Source organism: Nordella sp. HKS 07 (genome assembly GCF_011046735.1).
In the GTDB taxonomy this organism is placed as follows: domain Bacteria; phylum Pseudomonadota; class Alphaproteobacteria; order Rhizobiales; family Aestuariivirgaceae; genus Taklimakanibacter.
Map to the genome: position 1 here is coordinate 5,411,466 of NZ_CP049258.1, position 21,094 is coordinate 5,432,559.

General features: G+C 62.4%; 23 protein-coding genes. 15 read left to right on the forward strand and 8 right to left on the reverse strand.

All coding sequences use genetic code 11. From position 1 onward, the window contains the following. Nucleotides 1-61 precede the first annotated feature (61 nt). The 7 genes from sufC (at nucleotide 62) to G5V57_RS25415 (ending at nucleotide 5,934) form a co-directional block, all read left to right on the forward strand. A complete protein-coding gene (gene sufC, locus G5V57_RS25385; RefSeq protein ID WP_165170597.1) occupies nucleotides 62-817 on the forward strand; it encodes a Fe-S cluster assembly ATPase SufC in 756 nt (251 codons plus the stop codon). Next, complete coding sequence (sufD, locus tag G5V57_RS25390) at nucleotides 814-2,013, forward strand: Fe-S cluster assembly protein SufD (protein WP_165170598.1); 1,200 nt, start codon at nucleotides 814-816, stop codon at nucleotides 2,011-2,013. Before sufC ends, sufD begins: the two co-directional genes overlap by 4 nt. Beyond that, entirely contained in the window at nucleotides 2,010-3,254 is a 1,245-nt protein-coding gene (locus tag G5V57_RS25395; RefSeq protein ID WP_246737360.1) for a cysteine desulfurase, read from the forward strand. Before sufD ends, G5V57_RS25395 begins: the two co-directional genes overlap by 4 nt. After that, nucleotides 3,251-3,634, forward strand: a complete 384-nt coding sequence (locus G5V57_RS25400; RefSeq protein ID WP_206530101.1) for an SUF system Fe-S cluster assembly protein — start codon at nucleotides 3,251-3,253, stop codon at nucleotides 3,632-3,634. Before G5V57_RS25395 ends, G5V57_RS25400 begins: the two co-directional genes overlap by 4 nt. Before the next feature lie 9 nt (nucleotides 3,635-3,643). Beyond that, entirely contained in the window at nucleotides 3,644-4,021 is a 378-nt protein-coding gene (sufA, locus tag G5V57_RS25405; RefSeq protein WP_165170599.1) for a Fe-S cluster assembly scaffold SufA, read from the forward strand. A gap of 100 nt (nucleotides 4,022-4,121) precedes the next feature. Beyond that, complete coding sequence (locus G5V57_RS25410; RefSeq protein WP_165170600.1) at nucleotides 4,122-4,487, forward strand: TfoX/Sxy family protein; 366 nt, start codon at nucleotides 4,122-4,124, stop codon at nucleotides 4,485-4,487. A gap of 151 nt (nucleotides 4,488-4,638) precedes the next feature. Beyond that, nucleotides 4,639-5,934, forward strand: coding sequence for a hypothetical protein (locus tag G5V57_RS25415; protein ID WP_165170601.1), 1,296 nt, complete (start codon nucleotides 4,639-4,641; stop codon nucleotides 5,932-5,934). A gap of 110 nt (nucleotides 5,935-6,044) precedes the next feature. Here G5V57_RS25415 and G5V57_RS25420 read toward each other — a convergent pair whose 3' ends face one another. Next, nucleotides 6,045-7,532, reverse strand: a complete 1,488-nt coding sequence (locus G5V57_RS25420) for a DEAD/DEAH box helicase (protein ID WP_165170602.1) — start codon at nucleotides 7,530-7,532, stop codon at nucleotides 6,045-6,047. A 479-nt stretch (nucleotides 7,533-8,011) separates the two neighbouring features. Between G5V57_RS25420 and G5V57_RS25425 the strand changes: the two genes are divergently transcribed. The 3 genes from G5V57_RS25425 (at nucleotide 8,012) to G5V57_RS25435 (ending at nucleotide 11,209) form a co-directional block, all read left to right on the forward strand. Next, nucleotides 8,012-8,557: a hypothetical protein gene (locus G5V57_RS25425; RefSeq protein WP_165170603.1), complete on the forward strand. Its 546-nt coding sequence runs from the start codon at nucleotides 8,012-8,014 to the stop codon at nucleotides 8,555-8,557. Nucleotides 8,558-8,970: 413 nt separating this feature from the next. Then, a complete protein-coding gene (locus tag G5V57_RS25430) occupies nucleotides 8,971-10,062 on the forward strand; it encodes an ATP-grasp domain-containing protein (protein ID WP_165170604.1) in 1,092 nt (363 codons plus the stop codon). Between the two features lie 10 nt (nucleotides 10,063-10,072). Continuing rightward, the gene (locus G5V57_RS25435; protein ID WP_165170605.1) at nucleotides 10,073-11,209 is read left to right on the forward strand and encodes a GNAT family N-acetyltransferase; all 1,137 of its coding nucleotides are present in this window, start codon (nucleotides 10,073-10,075) and stop codon (nucleotides 11,207-11,209) included. A gap of 13 nt (nucleotides 11,210-11,222) precedes the next feature. Here the strand turns inward: G5V57_RS25435 and G5V57_RS25440 are convergent, their stop codons facing one another. The 6 genes from G5V57_RS25440 to G5V57_RS25465 are packed head-to-tail and all read right to left on the reverse strand — an operon-like array spanning nucleotide 11,223 to nucleotide 14,549. Next, complete coding sequence (locus tag G5V57_RS25440) at nucleotides 11,223-11,537, reverse strand: hypothetical protein (protein ID WP_165170606.1); 315 nt, start codon at nucleotides 11,535-11,537, stop codon at nucleotides 11,223-11,225. Further along, nucleotides 11,534-12,220 carry a hypothetical protein gene (locus tag G5V57_RS25445; RefSeq protein WP_165170608.1) on the reverse strand — a complete coding sequence of 229 codons (687 nt, stop codon included), beginning with the start codon at nucleotides 12,218-12,220 and terminating at the stop codon, nucleotides 11,534-11,536. Before G5V57_RS25445 ends, G5V57_RS25440 begins: the two co-directional genes overlap by 4 nt. 59 nt (nucleotides 12,221-12,279) lie before the next feature. After that, nucleotides 12,280-13,686: an APC family permease gene (locus tag G5V57_RS25450; protein WP_165170610.1), complete on the reverse strand. Its 1,407-nt coding sequence runs from the start codon at nucleotides 13,684-13,686 to the stop codon at nucleotides 12,280-12,282. A 9-nt stretch (nucleotides 13,687-13,695) separates the two neighbouring features. Further along, nucleotides 13,696-13,857, reverse strand: coding sequence for a hypothetical protein (locus G5V57_RS25455; protein ID WP_165170612.1), 162 nt, complete (start codon nucleotides 13,855-13,857; stop codon nucleotides 13,696-13,698). A gap of 9 nt (nucleotides 13,858-13,866) precedes the next feature. Then, the gene (locus tag G5V57_RS25460; RefSeq protein ID WP_165170614.1) at nucleotides 13,867-14,247 is read right to left on the reverse strand and encodes a hypothetical protein; all 381 of its coding nucleotides are present in this window, start codon (nucleotides 14,245-14,247) and stop codon (nucleotides 13,867-13,869) included. Nucleotides 14,248-14,258: 11 nt separating this feature from the next. Next, nucleotides 14,259-14,549: a hypothetical protein gene (locus G5V57_RS25465; protein WP_165170616.1), complete on the reverse strand. Its 291-nt coding sequence runs from the start codon at nucleotides 14,547-14,549 to the stop codon at nucleotides 14,259-14,261. A gap of 310 nt (nucleotides 14,550-14,859) precedes the next feature. On the opposite strand from G5V57_RS25465, the gene G5V57_RS25470 reads away from it, so the two are divergent. Further along, the gene (locus G5V57_RS25470; protein ID WP_165170618.1) at nucleotides 14,860-15,111 is read left to right on the forward strand and encodes a hypothetical protein; all 252 of its coding nucleotides are present in this window, start codon (nucleotides 14,860-14,862) and stop codon (nucleotides 15,109-15,111) included. A gap of 14 nt (nucleotides 15,112-15,125) precedes the next feature. Here G5V57_RS25470 and G5V57_RS25475 read toward each other — a convergent pair whose 3' ends face one another. After that, on the reverse strand, nucleotides 15,126-16,157 hold the full coding sequence (locus G5V57_RS25475) for a GlxA family transcriptional regulator (protein ID WP_165170620.1): 1,032 nt from the start codon (nucleotides 16,155-16,157) through the stop codon (nucleotides 15,126-15,128). 219 nt (nucleotides 16,158-16,376) lie between these two features. Here G5V57_RS25475 and G5V57_RS25480 point away from each other — a divergent pair, with 219 nt between their 5' ends. The 4 genes from G5V57_RS25480 (at nucleotide 16,377) to G5V57_RS25495 (ending at nucleotide 21,094) form a co-directional block, all read left to right on the forward strand. Further along, nucleotides 16,377-17,717: an extracellular solute-binding protein gene (locus G5V57_RS25480; protein ID WP_165170622.1), complete on the forward strand. Its 1,341-nt coding sequence runs from the start codon at nucleotides 16,377-16,379 to the stop codon at nucleotides 17,715-17,717. Nucleotides 17,718-17,862: 145 nt separating this feature from the next. After that, nucleotides 17,863-18,765, forward strand: a complete 903-nt coding sequence (locus G5V57_RS25485) for a carbohydrate ABC transporter permease (RefSeq protein WP_165170624.1) — start codon at nucleotides 17,863-17,865, stop codon at nucleotides 18,763-18,765. Further along, a complete protein-coding gene (locus G5V57_RS25490; protein WP_165170626.1) occupies nucleotides 18,765-19,628 on the forward strand; it encodes a carbohydrate ABC transporter permease in 864 nt (287 codons plus the stop codon). The genes G5V57_RS25485 and G5V57_RS25490 overlap by 1 nt, the downstream gene beginning before the upstream one ends. Beyond that, nucleotides 19,625-21,094, forward strand: coding sequence for an aldehyde dehydrogenase (locus tag G5V57_RS25495; RefSeq protein ID WP_165170628.1), 1,470 nt, complete (start codon nucleotides 19,625-19,627; stop codon nucleotides 21,092-21,094). The genes G5V57_RS25490 and G5V57_RS25495 overlap by 4 nt, the downstream gene beginning before the upstream one ends.

The following is a 21,094-nucleotide window of genomic DNA, read 5'->3' on the forward strand; positions in this document are numbered from 1 at the left end:
ACGGCTCGCGCCCATACCGATCATTCGAAAACCTACAATGACTATGTGAAAGACAAGTAGAATGCTTGAGATCAATGACCTTCATGTGAAACTGGCGGAGGAAGACCGCACCATCCTCAACGGCCTGACCCTGAATGTGAAGCCTGGCGAGGTGCATGCCATCATGGGCCCGAACGGTTCCGGCAAATCGACCTTGTCCTATGTGCTGGCGGGACGCGAAGGTTATGAAGTGACGGGCGGCCATGTAACCTTCAAGGGCGAGGACCTGCTCGAAATGGCGCCTGATCAGCGCGCCGCCAAGGGCCTGTTCCTGGCCTTCCAGTATCCGATCGAGATACCGGGTGTCGCCACCATGCAGTTCCTCAAAGTGGCGCTCAACTCGCAGCGCAAGACACGCGGCGAGAAGGAGCTCACCACGCCCGAATTCATCAAGCTGGTGAAGGACCGCGCGGCCAAGCTCGACATTACACAGGACATGCTGAAGCGCGCCGTCAATGTCGGCTTTTCGGGCGGCGAGAAAAAGCGCGCCGAGATCCTCCAAATGGCGGTGCTCGAGCCCTCGCTCTGCATTCTCGATGAGACCGATTCCGGCCTCGACATCGACGCCATGCGCGTCGTCGCCGATGGCGTGAATGCGTTGCGTTCGCCCGACCGCGCCATGGTCGTCATCACCCATTATCAGCGCCTGCTCGATTACATCGTGCCGGACTATGTGCATGTCCTCTCGCAGGGCCGTATCGTCAAATCCGGCGGCAAGGACCTGGCGCTCGAGCTCGAGGCCAAGGGCTATGCCGAGTTCGCCAAGGAAGCCGCATGAATATCGCCGTGAACAAGACGCCGGCCGAGCTCGCCTATGACGGCATGCTCTTGCCGCATCCGCGTCTCGAAGACTGGAAATGGACCAATCTCAGGGTCCTGATCGACCGACCCTATCCGCCACGCGTGAAGGTCGAGGCGGCGAAGAAGGACGTGGAACGGCTCCTGAAGCGCGATCCTCTGGCAAAGCTGGCGCATGCCCGCATCGTCTTCGTCAATGGCGAATTCGCAGAAGGCTATTCCAACCTGCCGGCTGGCGGCGATGTGCGCGTGAAAGCGCACCTCAATGGGCTCGATGCCGACAGCGAGCCGGTCCTCGACATGAACCTCGCCTTCGCCACGGCGGGCGTCGAGATAGAGATCACCACCAATATTGATGCCCCGGTCGAGATCGTCCATGTCGCGACCGATGCCGAGGCGCGCACCATTGCCACCCGCAACAAGGTCAAGGTGGCGGATGGCGCCTCCGCGACCTTGTTCGAGACGCATATCGGCGAGGGCGATTACCTGTCCAACAGCGTGATCGATATCGTGCTGGGCGCCGGGGCCAAGCTCGACCGGGTCAAGCTCGAGATCGAGTCCCGTTCGGCCATCCATCTCGCCCATGCGCTGATCACGATCGGCGCCAATACCGTCCTGCGTGACTTCACCCTGACCTCGGGCGCCCGCGTCAACCGGCAGAACGGCACTTTGGAGTTCAAGGGCGAGCGCGCGGATGCGAAGATTGCCGGCTCCTATCTGCTGGCCGGCAAGCAGCATGCCGATACGCGTCTCGTCATCGATCATCAGGTGCCGAAATGCACCAGCCGCGAATTGTTCAAATGCGTGATGGACGAGAATGCGCGCGGCATCTTCCAGGGCAAGGCCATCGTCCGGCCCGATGCGCAGAAAACCGATGGCAAGCAGTCCTCGCATGCGCTGCTTTTGTCGGAGACGGCCGAGTTCGACGCCAAACCCGAGCTCGAGATCTATGCCGATGACGTGGCTTGCGGCCATGGCGCCACCAGCGGCGACATCGACCACAATCACCTGTTCTATCTCCAGTCGCGCGGCATTCCGGAGGCCGAGGCCAAATCGATGCTGATTGGCGCTTTCGTCGGCGAGGCTTTCGACACGATCGGTCATGACGGCGTGCGCGACGTGCTGACACGCTTCGCCGAGAGCTGGCTGGTCAATCACAAGGAAGACGCAAGGTGACCGCTCAGCAGAAGATCCGCCCGGCCTATGACGTCGAGATCCTGCGCCGCGACTTCCCCATCCTCGCGCGCGAGGTCTATGGCAAGCCGCTGGTCTATCTGGACAATGCCGCCTCCGCCCAGAAGCCCAGGGTGGTGCTCGACCGCGTGATGCAGGCGATGTCGGAAGACTACGCCAATGTGCATCGCGGCCTTCATTATCTCTCCAACACCTCGACGCAGGCCTTCGAGGACGCGCGTGAAAGTGTCCGCCGCTTCCTCAATGCGCCGTCCAAGGACCAGCTCATCTTCACGCGCAACGCCACCGAGGCGATCAATCTGGTGGCGCAGTCCTTCGGCGGCATGGTGATCGGGGAGGGTGACGAGATCGTGCTCTCGATCCTGGAGCACCATTCCAATATTGTGCCCTGGCATTTCCATCGCGAAAGACGGGGCGCCGTCCTCAAATGGGCGCCGGTCGACGATGACGGTAATTTCCTCATCGAGGAATTCGCGAAGCTCCTCACTTCGCGCACCAAGATGGTCGCCATCACCCATATGTCGAATGCGCTCGGCACCATCGTGCCGATCAAAGAGGTCATACGCCTCGCCCATGAAAAGGGCATTCCGGTGCTGGTCGACGGCAGCCAGTCGGCCGTGCACATGCCGGTCGATGTGCAGGATCTCGACGCCGATTTCTATGTCATCACAGGCCATAAGACCTATGGCCCCTCAGGCATCGGCGTCCTCTACGGCAAGATGGAGCATCTGCGCCGCATGCCGCCCTATCAGGGCGGTGGCGAGATGATCGGCGAGGTGTCGCTCGACCGCATCACCTACGCCGAACCGCCGCATCGCTTCGAGGCGGGCACACCGGCCATCGTCGAGGCGATCGGGCTCGGGGCCGCCCTCGACTACATGAAGGGCGTCGGCCTCGAGGCCATTGCCGCCCATGAGGCGGATCTGCGCGACTATGCGACGGCAAGGCTCTCCGAGATCAATTCGCTCAGGATCTTCGGGCGGGCGCGTGAGAAGGGGGCAATCGTCTCCTTCAACATGGATGGGGCGCATGCGCATGACATATCGACGGTGATCGACCGCGCCGGCGTGGCGGTCAGGGCCGGCACCCATTGCACCCAGCCGCTGCTCGCCCGCTTCGGTGTCACAGCTACCTGCCGCGCGTCCTTCGCCATGTACAACACCCGGGCGGAAGTTGATAAACTGGCGGAAGCGCTTATCTCTGCGCAGAGGATATTTCTTTGACCGAAGCTCAGGACCATATCGTCAGCCCCGAGACCCCGCCCGCGGCACCGGCTTCGGCCATCCCGCCGGAGGAAATCGCGCGCCTGACCGACGACATCACGGCCGCCCTCAAGACGGTCTATGATCCTGAAATTCCTGTTGATATTTACGAGCTGGGGCTCATCTACAAGGTCGATATCGAGGACGACCGGCAGGTGAGCATCGAGATGACGCTGACGGCACCCGGTTGTCCGGTCGCCGGCGACATGCCGGGTTGGGTCGAGAACGCGGTCGGCGCGGTTCCCGGCGTCTCGGGCGTGAAAGTTAACCTGGTGTTCGATCCTCCGTGGGATCATTCCCGCATGTCGGATGAAGCGCGCGTTGCGCTCAATATGTGGTAGGCTCGCTCGATGGCTATGTCCCGTCCCCGTCCCAAAGTGATGACGCTCACCGATGCCGCGGCTGAGCGCGTGAAGGCCATTATGGCCAAGGCGTCGAAGCCGGTGCTGGCTCTCAGGGTCGGCGTCAAGAATGGCGGCTGCGCCGGCATGGAATACACGATGGAATGGGCCGAGCAGCAGAAGCCGCTCGATGAGGTTGTCGAGGACAATGGCGTCAAGGTCTTCATCGACCCCAAGGCCGTCCTGTTCCTTCTAGGAACCCAGATGGATTACAAAGAATCGACGCTGAAATCGGGCTTCGTCTTCAACAATCCCAACCAGACCTCGGCCTGTGGCTGCGGTGAATCGGTGGTGCTGAAGCAGGCCGAGGCCGCGCCCGCCACATAAAGTGTGAAGGCGCCAGAATGAGTCGCCTCAATGCTGTGTGCTTTTGTTTGCGCATGATCTTTTCGGAAAACCGGTATCCACTTTTCCGGATCACGCGCTAATGCCGGCGAGCGCCGAGTTTCTCGCCTTCATCAAGGAACAGCTTGCCGATTTCGGTCCGGTGTCGGTGCGCCGCATGTTCGGCGGCGCCGGTATCTTCCGGGACGGGCTGATGTTCGCTCTCGTCGCCGACGAGATGCTCTATCTCAAGGCCGACGCTATCTCGCAAGGCGACTTCGAGGCACTCGCTCTGCCGCCTTTCAGCTACGACAGCAAGGGGGGCAAGCGAACGGTGATGGCCTATTGGCGCGCCCCCGAGGCTTGTCTCGATGATCGCGATGAGATGACGGAATGGGCGGGGAAGGCCTATGGCGCCGCGCTGCGCGCCCACAAGCCGGCGAAGAGGGCACCAATCAGGCGCAGCTAGAGCCGGGTGTTCTCATGGAAACACCTCTGCGCTCTATCTCTTTGATTTGCGCATCGGATTATCCGAAAGCCGCTTCGCACCTTTCGGTCCGATGCTCGAGGCCTTTACCCGCCCTTCATACCCCCCTCGCTAATCTCAAGGGGGAGGGTGGATGTCGGCAGTTAAGCTCATAACGCGCTTGTTCAGCGTGGTCGGCGCACGCGTCGCTGCCGCCGCCTTCGGGCTGTTCAGCCAGCTGGCGCTGGCGCGGGTTTTCTCGCCCGCCGATGTCGGTGTCTTTCTCCTCACCATGAGTGTGATGGCCTTTGCCAGCCTTGTGATGACGGGCGGCTATCCGGCCCTGGGCTTCACCTATCTGGCGCGTTATCAGTCGCTCGCCCGCGCCTCGCTGGTTGCCGCCTTCCACGCCGCGGCGCTGCGCACCACGCTGATCCTGAGCGTCGTCACGGCGCTTCTGGCGGTCGCCGCCTATTTCACACCGGCGCTGGCGCCGATGCGTCCGGCAATCATTTTCGGCGCGCTCGCCGCGCCCGGCCTTGCTCTCATCCGCCTCAACAACGCGGCGGCAAACTCGATTCGCCGCTACGATCTCTCCTTCATTCCCGACTTCGTGCTGCGCAGCGGCTTCCTGTTCGCCGCGATCATCGCCATCATCACCCTCGCTCGCCGGCCCGAAATGGAGTGGGTCTTGTGGGCGATCGTGATCTCGACCTATGCGGCGGCGGCGATCCAGGCGGTGCTGCTCGGACGCTCCGGCGTCGTGGCGAAGGTGTTCCGGGCCCCGCGCCGCAGCCTCGCCCCCTACTATCGGATAAAGGCCGCGGCCCTCCTGGTGGGCGCTTTCGTCACCTTCGCCTTTGCCGAAATCGTGACGCTCGTCTCAGGCCTTTTGCTTCCGCCCGCCGACGTCGCGGTCGTAGGCATCGCGGTCAGGCTCGCTTCGATCGCCGGCTTCGTCGTCCAGACCATGCAGCTGATCGCCATTCCCGATCTCACCGACACGATGACCCGCGGCACGCGCACCGCCGCCGACCGGCTGATGCGGCGGACCAATCTCGTGAATTTCGCTTTGATGCTGGCGGCGATACTTGTCACGCTCGTGCTGGGGGATTGGGTCCTGGGACTCTTCGGGCCCGACTATCTCGCCGGCAAATGGGCGCTTGTACTCTTCCTGTTCAGCCAGATGGTTCGCTCGGCGGGCACGATGAACAACCATCTAATGTCGCTGGCCGGCCATCAGACACGCACCGCCATGGTCTGTTCCGTCTCGCTGATCGTGCTTCTGGGCACGGCGACCTTGCTGACGCCCTATATGGGCGTCACCGGCATGGGCTGGGCGGCACTCGCCACCGAATGCGTGTGGGCCATCGGGCTCGCCGTGTCGGCGCAGTCACTCATTGGCCGTCGCGGCGATCTTCTCGCAGGACTGATCGCGCGACGGGTCTGAAATCGCGATCGAAAGTGTGATGGCTTTAGGACGAGTCGCCATCACGCTTTATCTTCTTGTTTGCGCATGATCTTTTCGGAAAACCGGTTCGCACTTTTCCGGATCATGCTCTACGCGCTGCGCACGGGCCGTAACAGGAAGGCCGGCATATTGCCGGAATGGAAGCCGTCCGAATCCGGCACGTCGCCTGACGGAGAAGGCCGGCGGTCGCGCGAGCCTTCCTTGCGGCGTGGCTGCCGTGGCTCGTGGCGGGGCTTCGCCTCGCGTGGGCGATCCTCGAGCGGCCTCTCCTCCCGCGGTTTCTCTTCCCGCGGCTTTTCCTCTCGAGTCGGCTTCGCCGCGCGCGGCTTTTCCTCTCGAGCTGGCTTCGCCTCGGCTGGCGGGCGTTCGCCGGCAGGCTTGCCGCCGCGGCGTCGGCGCGGTCTTTCCTCGCGTGGCGTGTCGGCGCCGTCCTCATGGTCCGCTTCGGCGGGCGCGGCATTGCCGTCCCAGGGAATCGACTGGCGGATCAGCTGCTCGATGGCCTTCACATATTTGGCTTCGGCCTTTGTCGCGAGCATGAAAGCGTGACCTTCGCGGCCCGCCCGACCGGTCCGCCCGACGCGGTGAACATAGTCCTCGGCATGGATCGGCACGTCGAAATTGAACACATGGCTCACGTCCGGAATGTCGAGACCGCGCGCCGCGACATCGGAGGCGATGAGGAAGGTGATCTCGCCGCCACGGAACGATTCGAGCGTGCGCAGGCGAGCGCGCTGGTCCATGTCGCCGTGAAGAGCCGCGGCGTTGAAGCCATGGCGCTTCAGCGAGGCCTCCAGGATGCCGACGGTGGTCTTGCGGTTGGCGAAGACGATGGCGTTCTTCACACTGGTCTGCGATTTCAGCAGGCGGCGCAGCGCCTCGCGCTTGGCCTTGGCCTCGCTCGGCGCCTTGACCAGTTTCTGTTCGATCGTCGCGGCCGTGCTGGAGTGCGGAGAAACCTCCACTCTGACGGGCGCGTGCAGGAACTGGTTGGTGATGCGCTGGATCTCGGGCGGCATGGTCGCCGAGAAGAAGAGTGTCTGCCGGGTAAAGGGCAGGAGCTTGTAGATTCGCTCGATGTCGGGGATGAAGCCCATATCGAGCATGCGGTCGGCTTCGTCGATGACCAGCATCTCGACGCCGGTCAGCAGCAGCTTGCCGCGTTCAAAGTGATCGAGAAGGCGGCCTGGTGTCGCGATCACGACGTCGGCGCCACGATCGATCTTGGCGGCCTGATCGTCGAAGGAGACACCGCCGATCAGCAGCGCCACGGTGAGGCGGTGTTGCTGTCCGATGCGCTCGAACGCTTCCTGCACCTGGGCGGCGAGCTCGCGGGTGGGCTCGAGGATGAGCGTGCGCGGAATGCGCGCGCGGGCGCGACCCGATTCGAGAAGCGAGAGCATCGGCAGCACGAAGGCGGCGGTCTTGCCCGAGCCGGTCTGGGCGAGGCCGAGCACGTCCTTGCGGGCGAGGGCGGGCGGAATGGCGCCGGCCTGGATGGGAGTGGGGGTGGCAAAGCCAGCTTTCTCGACAGCTTCGAGAACCTTAGGGCTCAGTCCCAATTCAGAAAATTGCATGGAAAGTTAAAAAACCGATCTGGCGAGTGGGTGATTGTATTGAAGGGTGCGTCCGGCCGGGCTCGCCACACATCGGATGCACGAAATGTGTCCGGAAAATAGGTAGAATCTCACAAAAGTCAAATAGGACGATGCTGCGGCATATTAATTCGTCGACATGGGAGGGGTGCGATCACCGCTGGGCGCACAAAAATGGGCAGTCTTGCGAAGCTGCCCATGAGGTTGGTACGCCAGGGAGGTTACAGACACCAGTTTTGCATCGCCGATGAGTCCAGTATGCCTGATTCTAGGGGTTTGAGCACCCATGAACTGTGCCGGTCCAGAAACGCCTTGCTTAGGTCGAATTCTTCAGTGAACAAAGTCACATGAGCACCTGTCTATCGCTACGTAAATCGTTTTTCGGTCTCTGCTTGGCTGTCCTGACGTCAGGAGGAGCTCAGGCCTTCGAACCGCCTATCTTCCCTTTGACCGAGGCGCAGATGAAGGCGCTGGAAGACTATGCGCTGGCCAAGACCGAAAAGGCCTTTGCCGCCGGCCCCGAGGGCCAGTTTTCGGCGCAGACAGGCTTCGCCAGCGCCACCATCGCGGCGCGCGAGGCAATCAAGGCCTGCGACCAGAGCGTGTCCGATTCGACCAAGCGCTGCATCCTGATCAATCTCAATGGCGAGCGGCTGCCCGACGCCGTGCAGTTGGCGCAGCTCCTGCGTGTCGACCCAGGCCTTCTGGAAAAGCCGACCCCGGTTACCGATCTGGTGCTCGATATCGACGCCTGGCGCGCCAAGGAGGGCTATCGCGAAAAGGCTGAGCACAAGGCCTTCGCCATCAGCCTGAAAGGACCATGGGCGCGCTCCTGGGAGGGCAATAGCACCGAGGAGGCCGAGACAGAGGCGCTCGCGACCTGCAACCGCAACGAGGCGGCGAAATCCGCGCCCTGCTTCATCCTGATGCGCGACGGGATGTCGGTTCCGTTAAGCGAATTGCGGGCCAATCCTGATCTTTCCGTGGACGGACAAAAGCCCGAGTGAGGCGGCACCGACTGGTGATTGAAGCCAGATCTCCCTAGCGGAGGTGGTGACGGCGGGCATCGTGGACGGGCCTCGTCCGGCGATGGTGAGCAATTGCTAACCAACTCAAAGTACAAGCGGTGAGGCGGCAGGGCGCGGTAGCCATTGGCATTTCAATTGCAGAACTGTCGGCTGAAACTTTTGTTGGCGTCTCCAACGGGACACTGACTGTGCCGAAATGGTTAAGGACGCCGTCTGGTGATGAAGATTGAACGAAGCTCGCGCGAAACGGAGCCTCCGGCGCCCTCGGGCAGGGGGGCGGCGCGCCGGCCTCCGCAACGTCCGCGCCCCGCGGCGCGATCATTCTGGCCGGGTCACATGGCGCCATAGCACTTGCCCGCGTCCTGGCGCGGCAAAAGCTCGATGTCTGGTTCGTGACCAATCACACGCCTTTGCCGCGTTTCTCGCGCGCCGTGACGCACTGGCGCAACTGGCCCGGCGCGGAGGATCCCACCGCCATCGATGCGCTTGAGGACATTGTGCAACGGGAGAAGCTTGAGGGCTATCTTCTCGTTCCGGCTGCCGATGGCGACGTCAAATTCGCCTCCCAGGCCCATGCACGCCTTTCGAGGCACCTCAATCTGCTGTTGCCGGACTGGTCCAGCCTGCAATGGGCCGCCGACAAGGCTCTGACCTATCGCCGCGCCGCGGAGCTCGGTATCGCGGTCCCCGAGATATATCCCGTCCGCTCGCACGCCGATGCCGCCGACATGCCGATGCGATTTCCGGTGGTCCTCAAGCCCTCGATGCGCCTCGCGCTCAATCGCTTCACGCGCGACAAGGTCTGGCGCGCCGACGACCGCGATGGTTTCGTGCGGCTCTACGCCGAGGCGGCAGGTCTCGTCGGGCCGGAAGCCATCGTCGTTCAGGAACTGGTGCCGGGCGATGGCGAATGCCAGCTCTCCTATGCGGGCCTGTGGTGGCAGGGCCGGCCGGTCAGCGCCTTCGTGGCGCAGCGCACCCGCCAATATCCGATCGATTTCAGCTATACCTCCACCTTCGTCGAAACCATCGAATCCCCGGATGTGCGTGAGGCGGCGGAAGCATTCCTGTCTTCCATCGGCCATCACGGCCTGTGCGAGATCGAATTCAAGCGCGATTCGCGCAACGGCGTGCTCAAGCTGCTCGATGTCAATCCGCGCCCCTGGTCGTGGTTCGGACTGGCCGACGCGGCCGGGGTCGATTTCGGGGCGGCCATCGTCGCTCTCGCCAGCGGCCGTGAGCCGCCGCCCATGCGGGCGCGAACAGGTGTCGGCTGGATGTTCGGCCAGCGCGATCCGATTGCCGCCCTTCAACTCGCGCTCGCCGGACGCCTCGATGCCGGGGCATGGCTCGCCTCGCTCACCCGCACGCGCACATTTGCGACAATGTCGCTCAGCGATCCGTTGCCGGGCATAGTGGAGCTTCCCGTGACATTGTTTCGGGCGCTTGCCCGCCTGCCGGGCAGATCCCGCAACCATTCGTAAGGCACTCGCGATGCGTCAGCAACCCACGGCCGTGTTCGACACCTCATCCGCAATATCCGGTGCCGGCATCGGGTCGGGCTTCACCGTCGAGGTCGACAATATCTCCGATAGTGACTGGGACGGCATCGCCAGCGGCTTCGCCGACATTCACCCGGAACAGACCGCTTGCTTTGCCGGTCACCACTGGAAGGGAAGGGACAGTCATCTTCTGCTTCACCGCAATGGCGAGCCGGTCGCCGGCGCGCGTGTCGCACTCGTCAAGCTGCCGCTGATCGGAAGAGGGCTTGCCTTTCTCCGCTTCGGCCCTTTCTGGCGGCGCCGGGATGCGGCAGCCGATCCTGAAATCTACCGCGCCATGATCGCGGCACTGGTCGAGGAATATTGCGTCGCGCGCGGCCACTGCCTGACCGTCCTGCCGCGCCCGCATCCGCGCTATCACGCCGAGGAATGCGGCTGGCTGCGCGACATGGGTTTCGCGCAGAGGCGCCAATACGAGGATCCCGAGCGTTACGTCGTCAACACCGCGCTCAACGAGGGTGCCCAGCTCAAGAGCCTCGCCCAGAAATGGCGCTACAATCTGCGCCAGGCGCTCGCCAACTCGCTCGATGTACGCATGACGGAAGCGCCCGAGGACATCGACGCCTTCCAGAAGCTCTATGTGTCGATGATGGAGCGAAAGGATTTCTCGAGCACCACACCCGTTCATCTGACCGGGCAGCTGATCGCCAATCTGCCCGACAAGCTCAAGCCGAAGCTTTTTGTCGCCTATCACGAGAAGAAACTGGTGGCCGGCGCCACAGTGGGCCTGTTCGGCGACACGGCCTACTATATGTTCGGCGCGTCCTCGGCCGATGCCTTGCCGCTCAAAGCGGGCTATGCGCTTCACTGGGTGATCGTCCAGTGGCTCAACCAGAATGGGTTCCAATGGTACGACCTGGGCGGGGCGTCGCATGAGCCGGGGCTGCGCCAGTTCAAGAAGGGATTCGTCGGTAAGGCCGGGCAGATCGTCACCATGGAAGGTGAATTCGACCGCTGGACGACGCCCGTCGGGCGGCTGGCGTCGGATGCCATCTTCGGCGCCCGAAATCTCAGGCGGCGCCTGCGTCATGGCGCGAAATTCGGGAAGACGGCCGACAGCTCGAAGTGATGCTTGCGCACTCTCAGTCCGACGAGGCGGCTTTGTCCTTCTCCTTCACCTCAGCGGCGTAGCGCCAGGTCTCCCATTTGACGCGCGCGATCTTGTAGGCGTCGAGTATGGAGAGCGCATAGATAAGAAAGCCGCCGGCGTGGCGGCCGATGAAGCTCGCTTGCTCGGGGGCGATCTTCGACGTCGCCCAGCCGATGATGATCATGAAGAAGAGGAACTGCAGACCGCGCGCCGGAACGCCCGAAAACACATGGCCGGAGCCCGGCAGCACGATGGCGAGCGCCAGTATTGCGTAAGGATTGAACGGCTTTTGCGGCGTGTCTGTCATGACGGATTGGCCCAGCGCAGGATGTTTTTTCTCAAGGCGATAAGCTCGTCGAGCAGGTCCCGCACCAGGTCGGGATCGAGCGTGACCTCGCCGAATTCGGCTTGCCGGAACACGCCATAGCGGACACGGTCGGCCTCGGCGAGCTGCCAGACGATGCGGCAGCCCTTGGGCGTGATCAGAAGCTCCTTGGCCTGCGGCGCACGGAACAAAGCGAGGTGCGGGGCGACGACATGGTGCGGCAGAACATGCTCGGGATCATCGGTGCGGATGACGGCTTCTACAGGAGCGTCGGGTGGATGATCGAGTGTCACCGGCAGACGATCGAAGTTCGAGAAGGTCGTGGGCCCGGCCGGGCGCATCATGAGATCGTAGGTGGCGGTGAGCGGCAGGGGCTCGGGGATGGTCGCGAGCAACCAGAGCGAGGGGAGCTTGCGCACCGCGAGCGTGTCGACGAGCGGATAGAGCCTCACCGCGAGACCGCGATATTTGCCGACGAGCTGGGGATAGCCGGCGGAGTTCTCGCCTTCATAGCGCGCATCCTCGATCAGCGGTTTCACTTTGGCGAAGAACTCGTCGGGCGCCCGGCGACGTTTCTGGGCGGCGGCGCGCAGGTTCATCGCCCAACGGATGGCAAGTCCGATCGCGACGGCAAGGCCCAGTATGGTGGTGATGTTCTGCAGCATAGAAATGGATTATGGCCCGCCGGGGTGGCGGGCCATAGTGTCGTGTTGCTGAGCCTCGCTCAATAACCTTGCGGCTTGGGCCAGGGCATCGTGAACTGGTCGCCGCGCCGCACATAGCGGTAGCGGTAGAAATGGAACCACAGCGACACAATCACATAGAAGATCACCATCGCGATCAGCTGCGAGCCGAAGCCGAGGAAAATCGCGAAGAAGGTGATGGCGCAGAGCAGGAACAGGCAGATCGCCGGGATCGGGTGGAACGGATGGGTATATCCGCGCCGGATCGAGCCCAGCGGCCATTTGTTGCGGAACATCACGATATTGATGCTCATGAACGTATATTGCAGCACGCCCGACAGGATCGAGAAAGTGATCGCCTGGTTGAGATCGGCGATGAAGGCGAAGGCCAGCGCAATCGGCAGCAAGAAGAGGATCGACCTGTAGGGCGTCCTGTATTTGGGATGCACCGCAGAGAACCATGTCGGCAGATAGCGATCGCGTCCGAGCGAGAACCAGGCCCGCGCCGCATCGTTGATGCAGCCATTGGCCGAGGCGACCGCCGAGAGCACCGTTCCCCAGAACAGGATGAATTCGAGCGTCGGGCTGCCCGTGACGCGCGCGGCGTCGAAGAGCGGGAAGAAGGTGAAGCCCAGATACTCCCAGGGAAGCAGGCTCGCACACACATACCAAGTGATCGCCGCGGCGATGAGCAGCGTGATCATGCCGGCCATCGTGCCGTAGGGCAGGGAACGCGACGGCGAGCGCACTTCCTCGGCCGCCTGCGTCGTTCCCTCGATGCCGAGATAGTACCAGATGGCGAACTGGAAGGCGGCGATGACGCCGATCCAGCCATAGGGGAGCGCGTTCTCCGGCGTGACCAGCTCGTTGAGCTTGAGCACCACGCCCTGGCTCCAGGGCTGCACCGAGAAGAACAGGATGACGATCGAGGCATAAGCGAGCGCGGTAATGATGAAGTTGACATTGAGGGTCATCAGCACACCGCGATAGTTCAGCCAGGCGAGAACGACGATGGTGACCACGACGAAGGCGTGTCGCGTCAGTCCCTCGGTCGCCGACACGGTGACCATGAGGTCGCCGACGAGGATGGCGTCGGAGACTTGGAGCATCGTGTAGGCGAAGACGAGATAGAGGGCGACATTGAAAGCCATCAATGGACCGACAACATGCTTGGCCTGCGCATATTGACCGCCCGCCGCCGCGACGGTCGACGTCACTTCGGAATCGATCATAGCGACGGAGGTGTAGAGGATGCCGACGAACCAGCAGGTGATGAGGGCGGCGAGCGCGCCGCCCTTATCGGCGGAGAAATTCCAGCCGGTGAATTCGCCGACGAGAACGATGCCGACGCCGAGCGCCCAGACATGGGCGGGGCCGAGCACGCGCAGAAGCGAGATGCGCTGGCCGGGGGCCGGTACTTGAGCGGTGGCTTGAGCTGCTTGTGACATGACGGCCCCTCAAACCTTGTGCTTTTCGCTGACGGCTTCGATTTCGCCTTCGCGCGATGAGGTCAGTTGCTCCTCGCTGTAGGACGTGTCCGTCTTGAACCAATCATAGAGCATCCACAGCGCAAGCGCGGCCGAGATCGCCCAGGCGATATATGAAAGTGTGAACCACATGGGCCGCTCCTATTTCCTGTCGCCGAATTTTTCGGCAATCACTTCGCGATATTCCTTGTCGGAAGCACGGAAGAGAAAGACGAAATAGCCGATGAGGACAGCGGCCATGAGGATGAGGCTGAGCCAGTCGATATTATAGTGGAAGCGGTTCTGGATGATGTCATGGGCGGTCTCGGGCGTGTAGCCGAGCTTTTCCCAGATCGACACCATGGTGGCGTTCTGGCCGAGCAGTTCCCAGGTCGGGTTCTCGATCTTGTCGATCGCCTTGGCGGCGCCGGCAAGGCCAAGCTGCAGCGGCAGCCACAAGGCGGCGAAGATCGCCACGAGCAGGAAGACGACATCGACGAACTGCATCGCCTTGCCTTGTTCGGGTGGTATGTATTTTGCCATTTTCCCCTCCCTCACATCCGGCCTTGCTTGCGCATGGCGTCGAGATGCTTGATGTCGAGGCCGTAGATGAACTCCTTGTCCTCGGAATAGTGCTTCACCATCGCGGCAATGGCGGCGGTGTTGAAGACGAGGATGGCGGCCGCGCCGATGGCCACCACGACGCGGATGGTGCTGTCTGGGATATGCGGCCAGGTCATGAAGAGGACGAAGAGGATGACGACCCATAGGATCGCGATGAGGGTCCATGCACCGCGGCAATCGCTGCGATACATGGCCTCAATCCTCTGATTGAGGTCCGACATTTTCGTTTCCTTCCCACGGGCGCGGCGTTTGTCCCCGCAAAGTCGCGCCGCCCCTTGTTTCGTTGCTTGCGGGGCAAAATTATTTTCTCACAGGAAAATACGGGCCCGGGCCAAAGTCAAGACGGGAGAGCAGCTTTCCCACCGCGTCCTGCGGTTGCGGCACCGAAGGTGTTTCGCTCTGTCTCGTCAAAAGTGAAGAATCTCACAGACTTAGAGGTGAACGCGGGATTAACGTAAGCGTCAGGTTGCATACAGGAGAAGAGGCCCATCGTCGGTCGACAGCAGCCTTCTCAAGTCAGGATTCGTGCCTATGTCTCTCCTTTTTGCCCGCAAGAATCTCCAAGTCGCCCTCGGCCTCGTCGTCGCCATCGGCATCGCCGCGACCCGCACCGAGAAACTTTTCGCCGAAATGCAGGCGGCCCTGCCGCATGAGGCGGGCAGCGTGATTTCTGCCGCCGGCAATAATTTTCCCGTCCCCTTCGACCCGGCGCGCGTACCCATGTCGGGCGGCATGGCCTCGCGCCTTCTCGCCGGCATCGGCGGAAATGTTGTCAGGCTCTGAGCGGCCTGTGCTCGTCAGTGTCGTTTGGCGGCTGAAAGCCGCGCGATCTCAGGACGGATGAGTCTGCCCTGGGCGTCCCTGAAGGACTGGCGGAAGGCGCGCGGCGACTGGCCGAACTGCGCCTTGAAAGCGCGGGTGAAGACAGCGGGATAGGAGAAGCCGCAGGCGACCGCGATGTCCTTGATGTCGCCTTCCTCATAAAACAACAGGTTGCGCGCCGCCTGCAGGCGCACCAACAGATAAAGCTGCGTCGGTGTCTGGCCGAATTCGCGCGCGCAATAGCGCTCGAGTGTACGCACCGAAATGCCGAGCTTGTCTGCGATAAGACGCGGGCTGAGCGGAAAGTCGAGATGCCGCTCCATGAGCGCTATGACGCGCCGCGACATGGAGACAACCGCTCCCACGGCCGCACCCTCGACGCGCTGTCCCCGGGTCGCCTCACGCGGCGTATGGATCAGGGCATTGGCAACCTCGCGCGCCAGAGCCGCGCCCCGCAGGCGCCCGATGAGCTCCAGCATGAGATCGAGCATGCCGACGCCGCCGGCGCAGAAGCCGAGCTGCTTGTCGAGGAGATAGAGCTGGTTGGCGATCTCTGCGTCCGGAAAATGCTCGAGATAGGCGGGCATGGCTTCCCAATGCAGCACGAGGCGGCGCTCGCCAGTGAGCCCGGCCCGGGCGAGCGCGAAGGCGCCGGTGTCGACGGCGATGACGGTCGCGCCATGTCGATGGGCGGCGCGGAGCGCCTGGAGAAGCTGTGGCGAGTTGTTCTGGGTGGGGAGATTACCTTCGAGCAGGATCAGGTAGTCGCATTGCGGCAGCGCGGCGAGATCGCTGTGCACGTCGATCCGCATGCCATTGCTGGCCCGAACCGGTTGGCCGGATTCGGATACGAACAGCCAGTCGAAGAGGTCCTGGCCGCTGTTCTGATTGGCGATCCGCAGCGCCTCCGTCGCCAGGATAAAGGCGTTCATCGGAAATTCGGGCTGCAGAATGAAGGCGAATCTCGGCCGCGAGTCCGAAAGGGCGTTTCTGTCTTCGTCAGCCATCGCCTCGCACCTGGTGAACCGGATGAGACAGAGGCCCCCGTGTCGCCTCATGCAAAGTTTTCGGCGCGCAGTATCAACTGAAAATCCGCCGATTGTCAAAAACTCGTACTCAGGCCGGGAGCGCGATCGCATTGGTAAACCGGTCCAAAAGCTCAGCAAAATGGCTCGAAAACAAAACGAGGCATGCAGTTCATCGCGTGCCGATAGGGAGGTTCTGTCATGTCTGCGAAACCCACACGCATTGGAACTTTAGCCTTGAACCGGCGCGGACTTCTGAAAGCGACAGGCGCCGCGGCAGCCAGCCTGGCCGCGCCCGGTTTCGCCACACGCCGGGCACGCGCCGCCAACCCGATCGAAATCAATCACTGGAGCTGGCTCGCGGCATCTGACGGCGAAGTCTGGGCGAAGATGATCGCCGACTTCAACGAGGCGCATAAGGACAAGGGCGTGCAGATCAAGATGGAGGTGGTGCCGGAAGAGCAATATGTCACCAAGGTCCTGGCTGCCGCCGCCACCGGCAAGGCACCGGATTTCGGCTGGGGCACCGCGGGCAAGGGCGCCCAGCTGGCGCGCGACGCGGTGACCGTGCCGCTCGACGACCTGGCGGCGAAAGCCGGGCTCGATCTCGCCGATTTCAGCGCATATTCAATTTCGGCCTCGCGCTATCCGAAATACGACAACAAGATTTTCATGATCCCGATGGATCTGATGAGCCTGCAGCCCGAGATCAATCTTGATCATGTGAAGGAAGCGGGCCTCGATCCGGCAAAACCACCGGTCGACGGCGCGACGTTGCTCGAGTGGGCGACGGCGATGACCAAGCGCGAGGGCGACAAGGTCACCCGCTCGGGGATCATGATGACCGGTTCGGGGGTGCAGCCCACCGTGACCTGGGGCATCGTCGCCGAGCAGCTGGGCTTTCAGAGGGCGAGCGATGATCTCAAGACCGCCTGCGTCAATCCCGAGGCGAGCAAGAAGGCCATGCAATGGGTGCTCGATCTCTTCGACAAGCACAAGGTGTCGACGCGCGACGTCACTGACCGCTACAAGGCCTTCGGCACGGGGCAGGGCTCGATCTTCTGGACCGGCCCGTGGACGCTCAACGGCTATGTCGGCCAGAAGCTCAACTTCAAGACGGCGCTGTTCCCGAAGATTGGCGACAAGCACGTTACCTATTTCGAGATGGGCGGCCTCGAGCTCTATCAGCAGGCTGACACCGCCCGCTATGAGGCGACGATGCAGGCCGTCAAATGGCTCTCCGACAACAGTTTCCTATGGACGACGGTCGGACGCGGCGCCAGCCCGCGCAAATCGATCCTGGACCGTCCGGATTACAAGACCACCGGTAATTCCTGGGACGTGCGCGGCGCCTTTGTCGACGGCATGAGTTTCGCCACCGTCGGCGAGATCCCGGTCGTCAACGGGCCGAACTTCACCATCTATTCGGGTGGCAACTTCCTGGCAAAGACGCTCGAAGGCGTATGGTCGGGGCAGACGTCGATCGACGACGCCATGACCCAGATCCAGACGCAATGGCAGGCCGATCTCGACGAAGGCTGAGATCTAGAACATCGGCCCGAAAAGTGCGCGCGGTTTTCGGGAAAGCCGATGCGCAAAATCAAAGAGATAGAGCGCCGGACGCCACAGTTCGAAGGCTGTGGCGTCCTTCTCGAAGCAATGATGCGGAACTGATCAGGACCATTGCATGAGCGTGGCTGCCCATAGCGTCGAGCGGGCGCGACCGGAAATTACGGGGGAGATCGACAAGGCCGGTTATGTGCTTGTCGCCTTCTTCGCGATCCCGTTCTTCCTGTTCAACATCTTGCCGGTGCTTTTCGGCTTCTACGTCGCCTTCACGCGCTGGAGCATCGTCGGCGCGCCGAAATGGGAAGGCCTGAATAACTTCACCCGCGCCTTCAACGACCATTGGGTCGCCGTCGCTTTCAAGAACATCCTGTTCTATGGCGTCATCATCGTGCCAAGCGTCACCGTGCTGGGCCTTGTCTTCGCGCTTTTCGTCAACAAGCGCTATCCACTGTCGGGCCTGGCGCGCACACTGTTCTTCGCGCCGACGGTTGTTTCGGCGACGGTGATCGGCCTGGTCTGGGTGTGGCTGCTCGACACGCAATTCGGCCTCGTCAACCACTATCTTTCCTTCTTCGGCATCGACGATGTTCCGTGGCTCACCTCCACCCGTTGGTCACTGGTGGGGGTCAGCATCGCCTCCATCTGGTGGGATCTCGGTTTAGCTTTCGTGCTGTTCCTCGCAGCACTTCAGGACATTCCGGGCGAGATCAACGACGCGGCGATCGTCGACGGCGCCAATCGCTGGCAGCGCTTCCGCTATGTGATCCTGCCGCATTTGCGCCCGGTGATCAGCATGGTCGTCACCTTGCAGCTCATATCGACCTTGCGCATATTCAGTCAGGTCTATGTCATGACCAATGGCGGGCCGGCGGGATCTTCCTCTTCGCCGATCCATTACATCTATAGCATCGCGATCGTGCGCAATCTCTTCGGCTACGCGTCCGCCATCGCGATCCTGCTCTTCGCGCTCATCCTCGCCGTCACCTTTGCGCAGCGCTTCCTGCTCAAGGAGCGTGCGTGATGCGGTGGCTCGAACGCGAACTCGAGGAGCGCCGGCTCAATCGGTGGGATTTCGTGATCTGGCCGATCGGCATCGCCGTCGCGGTGCTATGGGCCCTGCCGTTCGTGTGGATGGTGTCGACCTCCTTCAAGTTTCCTGCCGACGTCATGACACAGGATATCGAATGGCTGCCGAGCCGGGTGACCTTGGACAACTATATCAAGGTCTTCGAATATCCGGTGATCCGCTGGGGCATCAACAGCCTGATCCAGGCCGCGGCCGCCACCTTCCTCTGCGTGCTGTTCGGGGCCATGGCGGGTTACGCGCTGGCGCGGATGAACTTCCCGGGGCGCAATCTTCTCTTCGCCGTCTTCCTCGCCTCCTTGATGATCCCGGTGGAAGTCTCGGTGATCCCGTTGCTGCTGGCCTTCGTGAAGGTGGGGTGGGCGAGCTCCTATCAGGCTCTCATCCTGCCGGCGATCGGCAATGTCTTCAGCGTATACATCTTCCGCCAGTTCTTCCTCAACTTTCCCTCGGAGCTCGAGGATGCAGCGAAGATGGACGGCGCCGGTCCCTTCAACCTGTTCTTCCGCATCGCGCTGCCTCTGGCGCGCGCGCCCGCCATCGCCGCCTCGGTCATCATCTTCACGCTCAACTGGAACAGCTTCCTGTGGCCGCTCCTCGTCACCTTCGATGAAAGCATGAAGACTTTGCCGGTCGGAGTCGCCGCCTTCACGCCTGTTGTCGGTACAAGGACCCAGATCGAAGGCTACAGCGTCGCCATGGCGGCGGTCACCATCCTCAGCATCCCGAGTCTGATGCTGTTCTGTTTCCTGCAGCGTTACTTCATCCAGGGCATTTCGCAAGGCAGCATCAAGCAATGAGCGATAGACAATATTCGCGCGCAGATCTCAAGGGCGTTCTTCCGGAAGCGCATTTCATCGACGGCGCACATCGCAAGGCGGCCGGCGGCGAGACCTTCGCGACCATCGATCCAAGTACGGAGGAAATGCTCGCCGCGGTCGCGCGCGGCGGCGCCGAGGACGTCGATCTCGCGGTCAAGGCCGCTGACCGTGCCAGCCGGGGCGACTGGCGCAATCTGACGCCCGCCGAACGCGGCCGCCTGATGTTCAAGCTGGCGGATGCTCTCGAAGCCGACGCGGAACGCTTCGCGCTGCTCGAAACGCTCGATGTCGGCAAGCCGGTCAAGGAGTCGCTTGGCGACGTCAGGGGCGTCTGTGCCACCATCCGCTACAATGCCGGCGCCGCCGACAAGATGGAGGGCGCGACTATTCCTCTAGGTCCCGCTTTCGTCGATTTCACCATGCTCGAGCCGGTCGGCGTCACCGCCCACATCGTGCCCTGGAACTATCCCTTGGGGATGGTGGCGCGCTCGGTGGCACCGGCGCTGGCGGCGGGCTGCACAGCAGTGGTGAAACCCGCCGAGCAGTCACCTTTGACCGCGCTCGCCTTTGCCGAACTGTGTCAGGAAGTTGGCTTACCGAAAGGCGTCGTGAATGTGGTTGCGGGCTATGGCGAGGAGGCGGGCGCGGCGCTCGTCGCCCATCCATTAGTGCGCGGCATCACCTTCACGGGATCCGTGGAAACCGGCCGCAAGATCTATATGAACGCGGCGGCCGGGCTCAAGCCGGCGGTGCTCGAGCTCGGCGGCAAGAATCCGATGATCGTGCTTGGCGATGCCGATCTCGAGCGCGCCGCCTACGACGCGATCGACGGCGCCTTCGGCAATAGCGGTCAGGTCTGTTCCTCTTCGTCGCGCCTTCTCCTGCAGCGTGAGATCGCCGAGGAGTTCCTCGAGCGACTGGCGGCGCATGCGCAGAAGCTTGCTGTCGGACCGGGGCTCGACAATCTCGACCTGGGTCCGCTCGTTTCCAAGGAGCAATATGACAAGGTTCAGGCCTATCTCGCGGCGGGGCGCCGGTCAGGCGCGCGCGTGAGGCTGGGCGGTGATCGCCCGAAGGCGCTCGAGCGCGGCTATTTCATCGCCCCCACGATCATAGATGCTGTCGATGCCGGCAATGCGCTGGTGCGCGAGGAGATCTTCGGTCCGGTAGCCGTGGCGCAGATCTTCGACACAGTCGAGGAGGCTAGAGCGCTCGCCAATGGCCTGGGCTACGGCCTCGTCGCTGGCGTCTACAGCCGGGATATTTCCAAGGCGCTGACGCTCGCCCGCGACCTCGAGGCGGGCTCCGTCTGGATCAATGGCTGGTTCATCGGCGGTGTCCAGGCGCCGACGGGTGGAATTAAGGACAGCGGTATCGGTCGCGAGCGCGGCCTGCCCGGAATCCGCAACTATCTCAGCATCAAGAATGTCGGAATCCGGCTCTGA